Annotated in this window: 6 protein-coding genes; all 6 read left to right on the top strand. The window is 66.6% G+C overall.

Annotation, left to right across the window (positions count from 1 at the left end; all coding sequences use genetic code 11):
• Window positions 1-526: 526 nt before the first annotated feature.
• On the top strand, window positions 527-1,480 hold the full coding sequence (locus Q8814_RS23405; RefSeq protein WP_330154366.1) for an ABC transporter permease: 954 nt from the start codon (window positions 527-529) through the stop codon (window positions 1,478-1,480).
• A gap of 11 nt (window positions 1,481-1,491) precedes the next feature.
• Window positions 1,492-2,415 (top strand): ABC transporter permease, encoded by a 924-nt coding sequence (locus tag Q8814_RS23400; RefSeq protein WP_330154365.1) that lies wholly within the window; start codon window positions 1,492-1,494, stop codon window positions 2,413-2,415.
• The gene (locus Q8814_RS23395) at window positions 2,412-3,524 is read left to right on the top strand and encodes an ABC transporter ATP-binding protein (protein WP_330154364.1); all 1,113 of its coding nucleotides are present in this window, start codon (window positions 2,412-2,414) and stop codon (window positions 3,522-3,524) included. Before Q8814_RS23400 ends, Q8814_RS23395 begins: the two co-directional genes overlap by 4 nt.
• Window positions 3,521-4,573 carry an ABC transporter ATP-binding protein gene (locus tag Q8814_RS23390; protein ID WP_330154363.1) on the top strand — a complete coding sequence of 351 codons (1,053 nt, stop codon included), beginning with the start codon at window positions 3,521-3,523 and terminating at the stop codon, window positions 4,571-4,573. Before Q8814_RS23395 ends, Q8814_RS23390 begins: the two co-directional genes overlap by 4 nt.
• A gap of 8 nt (window positions 4,574-4,581) precedes the next feature.
• The gene (locus tag Q8814_RS23385) at window positions 4,582-6,141 is read left to right on the top strand and encodes an ABC transporter substrate-binding protein (RefSeq protein WP_330154362.1); all 1,560 of its coding nucleotides are present in this window, start codon (window positions 4,582-4,584) and stop codon (window positions 6,139-6,141) included.
• Between the two features lie 55 nt (window positions 6,142-6,196).
• Window positions 6,197-6,561 (top strand): ABC transporter substrate-binding protein (locus tag Q8814_RS23380; RefSeq protein WP_330154361.1); only part of this gene is annotated, 365 nt, incomplete at its 3' end.

Below are 6,561 nucleotides of genomic sequence, written 5' to 3'. Positions count from 1 at the left end.
CACGGGTCGGCTCCAGTGGGTGGACGGTGTAGGAGCTTTCGACCCTACGAGCGGCCCGTGCGCCCACCCTTACCGACACGCGGGCATACCACACGTCTGGTCATCCACATTCAGAGCAGTAGAGCCGTTTTTTCCATGTGTTTCCGCGGCGGAATCTACCGGGCGGCGAATGCGGGACACGCCGATCCCGCTCATCGGGATCTCACCTGCGATGTGCTATCGGCGAGCGGGACGGGCAGAACACTCCCGGTGAGCGGGATGGGCCGATGATGCGTCACAACTGTCGGTAAAGAGTGATGTGCATTACCGCCGATGCGGCCCCGACCGGGGCCGCATCGGACTTTTCCATGCGCATCTCCAGGAGCATTCCGTGACGTCGTTGCCGACCGAACATATCGCCGACTTTGCCGAGCAGAGCTCTCGCCGCTCCTGAAGGTCGAGTGACCTCGGGAGCCCGTCTCCCCTCGATCCGGTCCGCCCCACCAGCCGAAGGCTGGGGCGATCTCACTTTGCGAAAGGCCCGAGCATGACTGTTCTACGACTCCGGGGCGCCGTTGCCCGTGTGGCGAAACTGCTGGCGACGCTGTTCGTCGTCAGCGTCGCCGCCTTCGGCCTCCTGGAGATCACGCCGGGGGACCCGATCGACAGCCTGGCGCCACCCAACGCGACGGAGGAAGCGCGCGCCCAGATCGCTGCGGCCAACGGGCTGGACCGGCCGATCATCGAGCGGTACGGCTCATGGCTCGGCGACGCTGTCCAGGGTGATCTCGGCAGATCTCTGCAGACACAGGCGAAGGTGTGGGACGAGATCTCGTCCCGGTTGCCGGTGACCCTCGAACTCGCGGCCCTGTCCATCCTCGTCGGACTGCTCGTCGCGGTGCCGGTCGCGCTGTACTCGGGCTACCGGCCGGGCGGACTCGTCGACCGTGTCTCGGGCTCTCTTGTGTCCCTGACGATGTCGACCCCGAACTTCCTTCTGGGAATTCTCCTGGTGTACGTGTTCGCCTACACTCTCGGCGCCTTCCCGGCGCTGGGCTACAAACCTCTGTCCGACGGTCCGGCGCAGCACTACTCACGGCTCGTTCTTCCGGTGATCACGCTCGCGGCCGCGCAAGCCGTGATGTTCATTCGTGTGTTGCGCAACGACGTCGTGACGACCCTCAAGCAGGATTACATCCTGTCGGCGAAGGCCCGCGGCATCTCCACGCCGAAGATCCTGGTCAAGCATGCTCTGCGGCCGTCCGCGTTCTCACTGCTGACGGTGTTCGGGCTGGCGCTGGGTCAGCTGATCGGTGGCACCGTGATCGTCGAGTCGCTGTTCTCGATCCCGGGGCTCGGCACCCTCGTGATCAATGCCATCACCAACCGTGACGTGATGATGGTCCAGGGCATCGTCCTGGTGGTCGCCGTGTCCTATGTCGTGATCAACGCAGTGGTGGATCTGATGTACCCGCTGCTCGATCCGCGAATCCGCCGATGAGGAAAAGTGTCATGACATCTGGTTCCGCAATTGCAGTCGATTCTCCCGAGCCGGCAGGCACCGACCCGCTCCCGGCCACCCCACCGGCAAAACCGCGCGCCCGTTTCCGGGCACGCGGCCGTAAACGCCGCAACACGGGGGTGCTGTTCGCCTCCGGGTGGATCGCACTGATCGTCCTCGCGGCGGTATTCGCCGACTTCCTTCCGCTGGCCGAACCGGACGCCATCGGATCGCAGACCTCCATGCGTCCCTTCACCTCGCTCCAGCATCTGTTGGGTACCGACATCCTCGGTCGTGATCTGCTGTCGCGCTCCATCTTCGGTGCGAGGGTGTCGCTCGCGGTGGCCCTCGGCGCCACCACGCTCGCTGTCGTGATCGGCGGCACGCTCGGCATCGTCGCGGGCTACGTCCGCGGGTGGACCGAGACCGGATTCGAGATCGTCATGAACTCGATTCTGGCGTTCCCGCCGCTGATCTTCCTCATCGCCATCGTCGCTGCGCTGCAGCCGGGCATCGGCACACTGGTCCTGGGGCTGGCACTCGTCGCGGTGCCGAGTTTCGCCCGCATCGCGCGGGCGACGACACTCAGCCTGACCAGCAAGGAGTTCGTCCTCGCGGCCAAGACGCTGGGTGCTTCGCCGTGGCGCATCATGGCCCGGGAATTGCTGCCCAATGTGGTGATTCCCGTGTTGTCCTTCGCGCTGGTGATGGCCGCGACCCTCGTTGTCGCGGAAGGATCCCTGAGCTTCCTGGGCCTGGGCATCCCGCCGCCGGCACCGAGCTGGGGCGGCATGATCGCCGAAGCCCAGTACAAGCTCGCCGACCATCCGCATCTCGTGCTCGTGCCGGCCGTCTTCTTCTTCCTGACGGTGTTCTCCCTCAACAAGCTCGGCGACTGGGCCACGGCGAAGATCGGAAAGGAATCCGCGCTATGACCGCGACCGTAAGCACTCCGGACATCGGGTCGCATCAGAATGACGACTCCGGGTCGATTCTCGAGGTCGGCAACCTGACCGTCGAATTCGAGACGCCGACGGGTCTGCTGCGCGCCGTCGACGGGGTGAGCTTCGACCTGCAATCCGGCCGCACCCTCGGCATCGTGGGTGAATCCGGCTCCGGCAAGTCGGTGCTCTCCCGCGCCATCATGGGCATCCTGCCGCGCAGCGCCCGGGTCTCGGAGAGTTCGGAGATCCGGTTCGAGGGCAAACGCGTCCACCCGAACCCGGAAATCGACGTCAGCGGCCTGTGGGGTGCGAAGATCTCGATGATCTTCCAGGATCCGATGACCGCGCTCACTCCGGTGATGACCGTCGGTCAACAGCTGACCGAGACATTGCGTCAGCACCTTCCGTTGTCGAAGAAGGAAGCGGACCGGCGGGCAGTGGAACTGCTCCAGCAGGTCGGCATCTCCGAACCCGCGTACCGCGTCAAGCAGTACCCGCACCAGCTGTCGGGCGGCATGCGGCAGCGCGTGATGATCGCGCTCGCGCTGAGCTGCGCACCGAAGCTCGTCGTCGCCGATGAGCCGACCACCGCGCTCGACGTCACCGTCCAGCACCAGATTCTCAATCTGCTGGGTTCCCTTCAGAAATCCGACGGCATGGCCATGATCCTGGTGACCCACGACCTGGGCGTCGTCGCGGGCCGTACCGACGACACGATGGTCATGTACGCCGGCACCGTCGTCGAGCGTGCAGAGACGGCGAACCTGTTCGGCAACATGCGTCACCCCTACACCCAGGCTCTGCTGAATTCGCTGCCCCGGCTCGAATACCCGAGCCACACCAGGCTCGACGCGATTCCGGGACTGCCGCCTCGCGTGGTGGATCCCGAGCCGGGGTGCCGATTCGCGCCGCGCTGCCCGAACGCTCAGGCCCGCTGCCTCACGGAAGCCCCTCAGCCACAACAGGGCCCGACCGCCGAGCACACCTTCTCCTGCTTCTACCCGGTGGGCACGCCCGAAGGCCGAGCGGCACACGACGACAACCTCCGCGCCGGCCGCACGGCCGCCGGCCTGGAGGTAGGCAAGGGAGTTCCCGAATGACCACCACAACCAGTCCCGTTCCCGCCGTGAGCAAGGCCGCCACCGGCGAACCCATCCTGAGCATCGAGAACCTCACCGTGGAGTACCGCGACTCGCGGGGCCGGACGGTCCACGCCGTCGCCGGGGTGTCGTTCGATCTGTTCGAAGGTGAGACGGTCGGCCTCGTCGGCGAATCGGGATGCGGCAAATCGACGATCGCCAAGGCGGTCGTGGGGCTCGCGCCCATCGGGTCCGGCACGATCCGCGCCTTCGGCGCCGACCTCGCCTCGATGAACCGCCAGCAGGAGAAGAACTTCCGGCGGCAGTGCCAGATGATCTTCCAGGACCCGATCTCGTCGCTCAACCCGCAGCGGCGTGTGAAGCACATTGTCGCCGAAGGACTCGAGATCCTCGGTGGTCTCGGTAAGGGCGAGATCGCGGGCCGCGTCGAGAAGATGCTCGCCGCCGTCGGCCTCGACCCGGCCAATGCGCGCGACCGGCGGCCCCACGAGTTCTCCGGTGGCCAGTGCCAGCGCATCTCGATCGCCCGCGCGCTGGCCGTCGAACCGACGCTGCTGGTGTGCGACGAACCGGTATCCGCACTGGACGTCTCGGTGCAGGCACAGATTTTGAACATCCTGCAGGACATGAAATCCCGGTTCAAGCTCACGATGCTCTTCATCGCCCACGACCTCGCGGTCATCAAGAACGTGAGCGATCGCATCGTCGTCATGCACCTCGGAGCGCTCTGCGAGTCGGCCACACCCGACGAGCTCTTCGAAAATCCCCTGCATCCGTACACGCTCGGACTGATCCGGTCGATTCCGCGGCCCGACCCCTCGGCCGAGATCGAGCGTGCGTTCGCGGTCGGCGAAGTACCGTCGCCGACCGATCCCCCGAGCGGATGCAGGTTCCGTACCCGGTGCCCGTTGGCTCGGGATGTGTGCGCGCAGGTCGATCCCGAAATGGTCGAGCACTCGCCGGGTCATTTCGTCGCATGCCATTTCCCGCTCGTCGACGGTGGCGACACCTCGTCCCGACTCGGCGTCGCCGAAGAGATTTCACAGTAGGAGTGATCGTGAAGAAGTCATTGCGTACGGCGGCAGTGCTGGCGGCCGGAGTATTCGTACTCGGCGCCTGCGGGCAAGGCGATGCTGGGAATTCCGTCTCGGCGGACGGGCCCAGCGGAGACCCTGTCCGGGGCGGCGAGCTGGTGTACTCGTACTCGGTCGATGCGTCGACGCTGGATCCGGCGGCGTGCGGGTCGTCGACGAGCTGGCAGGCGTGCCAGGCGATCTACGGCATGCTCATGCGGTTCGACCCGGCGACCGGGGACTACGCGCCGCACATGGCCGCCGGCCTCGACACCGAGGACGGCCGGGTCTGGACGCTGACGCTGCGCGACGGCGTGACGTTCACGGACGGCACGCCGTACGACGCCGATGCCGTTGCCTACAACTGGGAACGCGCGCGCGACCCGCAGAACCGGTCGAGTGCGGCGGCCGTGGCGCAGCGGATGACCTGGCAGGTCGTCGATCCGACGACCGTGCGGATCGAGCTTCCCGCCCCCAATTTCGCGTTCCCGTCGATGCTGTACACCGGGTTGGGTGCGATCGGCTCGCCCGCGGCGCTGGAAGCCAGGGGCGCCGACTTCGGTGCGAACCCCGTCGGTGCCGGGCCGTTCACCTTGGAGACCTGGTCGCGCGGTGTGGAGATGCAGCTGGCGCGTAACGACGGGTACTGGGACGAGGGCAAGCCGTACCTCGACGCCTTCACCATCAAGATCATCGCCGACGAACGCCAGCGTCTCGCCGCCGTCGAATCCGGTGAGGCGGACCTCGCGGCCACCATCCTCGCCGACAGTGCCGCGCAGGTGGAGCAGGCCGGACTCGCCCTCACGGAGCGGCCGACCCTGGCCGCGGCGCAGGGTCTGCGTTTCAACTTCGCCGACCCGGCCGTCGCCGACGAGAACCTGCGTCGCGCGGTCGTCCTCGCCATGAACGTCGACGAGATCGCCGGGGTCGTCCACGGTGGCGTGGGCCCGGCGACGACGATTGCGCCCGAGGGCACCCGCTTCCACGATCCTGCGGCGATGCTCCCCTCCGAGGACCTTGCCGAGGCGCAACGTCGCTTCGATCTCTACCGGAGTGAAACCGGTCTCGACACGGTCGACGTGCAGTACATGATCGTCGCCGGAATTCCGCTCCTCGCGCAGGAAGCGCAGATGATCAAGGCGCAGGTCGAGAGGATCGACGGCCTCACGCTGACGGTGCTCCCGCTCGAGATCGCGGCGCGCCAGGCCGCGCTCCGAAACGGCGATTTCATGATCGCGAACGACAGCATGGGTCTCAATTACGACCCGGAGGCGCTGTACGAGCGCTACCACACCGCCGGCAGCGAGAACTTCGGCAAGTACTCCGACCCGCAGGTCGATGCGGCGCTCGAGGCGTCTCGCGCCTCGCAGGACCCGGCCGAGGTCGACGAGGCCTACCGCGCGGTGCTCGCACGGCTCACCGAGACGCTCGGTGTGCGTCCGCTGTTCTACCAGACCACGACCATGTACAGCCGCGGTGACGTCGGCGGCACCGAACCCGAGTACCTCTACTACCCGCCGGCCGACGGCCTGTGGATCGGCTGAGCATGCACTCGCCCGGCCACACCCTTCGAAATCTCGGAATGAGAAAGAGAGCATCATGATTCGATCCCGAACAGCGCGTCTCGCGGTGGCCTTTGCCGCTTCGGCCGCGCTGCTTGCCGGCTGCGGCCAAGGCGGCGCCGAGAGCGGTGGCAGTGTCGACCTGAGCAGCATGGATCCGGTCCAGGGCGGAAGCCTCCGTTGGGGTTACGTCTTCACCGCACCGTCGCTCGACCCCGCACAATGCGGCACCTCCGCCGGATGGCAAGCGTGCCAGGCGATCTACGGCACCCTCATGTCGTACGACGCGTCCGACAACAGCTACGCACCGGCCATGGCCGAATCGGTCGTCACCGAAGACGGCCGCGTGTGGACGCTGACGTTGCGCGAGGGCGTGACCTTCACCGACGGCACGCCGTACGA

Origin of the sequence: Rhodococcus chondri (genome assembly GCF_036327435.1) — a bacterium.
In the GTDB taxonomy this organism is placed as follows: Bacteria; Actinomycetota; Actinomycetes; order Mycobacteriales; family Mycobacteriaceae; genus Rhodococcus; species Rhodococcus chondri.
Note: the sequence above shows the minus strand (reverse complement) of the source record. Positions and strands in the feature narration are given on the sequence as shown.

Coding starts and splice junctions, on each gene's coding strand:
- Q8814_RS23390 (WP_330154363.1), top strand. CDS start 3,521: ATGACCACCACAACCAGTCCCGTTCCCGCCGTGAGCAAGGCCGCCACC.
- Q8814_RS23395 (WP_330154364.1), top strand. CDS start 2,412: ATGACCGCGACCGTAAGCACTCCGGACATCGGGTCGCATCAGAATGAC.
- Q8814_RS23400 (WP_330154365.1), top strand. CDS start 1,492: ATGACATCTGGTTCCGCAATTGCAGTCGATTCTCCCGAGCCGGCAGGC.
- Q8814_RS23405 (WP_330154366.1), top strand. CDS start 527: ATGACTGTTCTACGACTCCGGGGCGCCGTTGCCCGTGTGGCGAAACTG.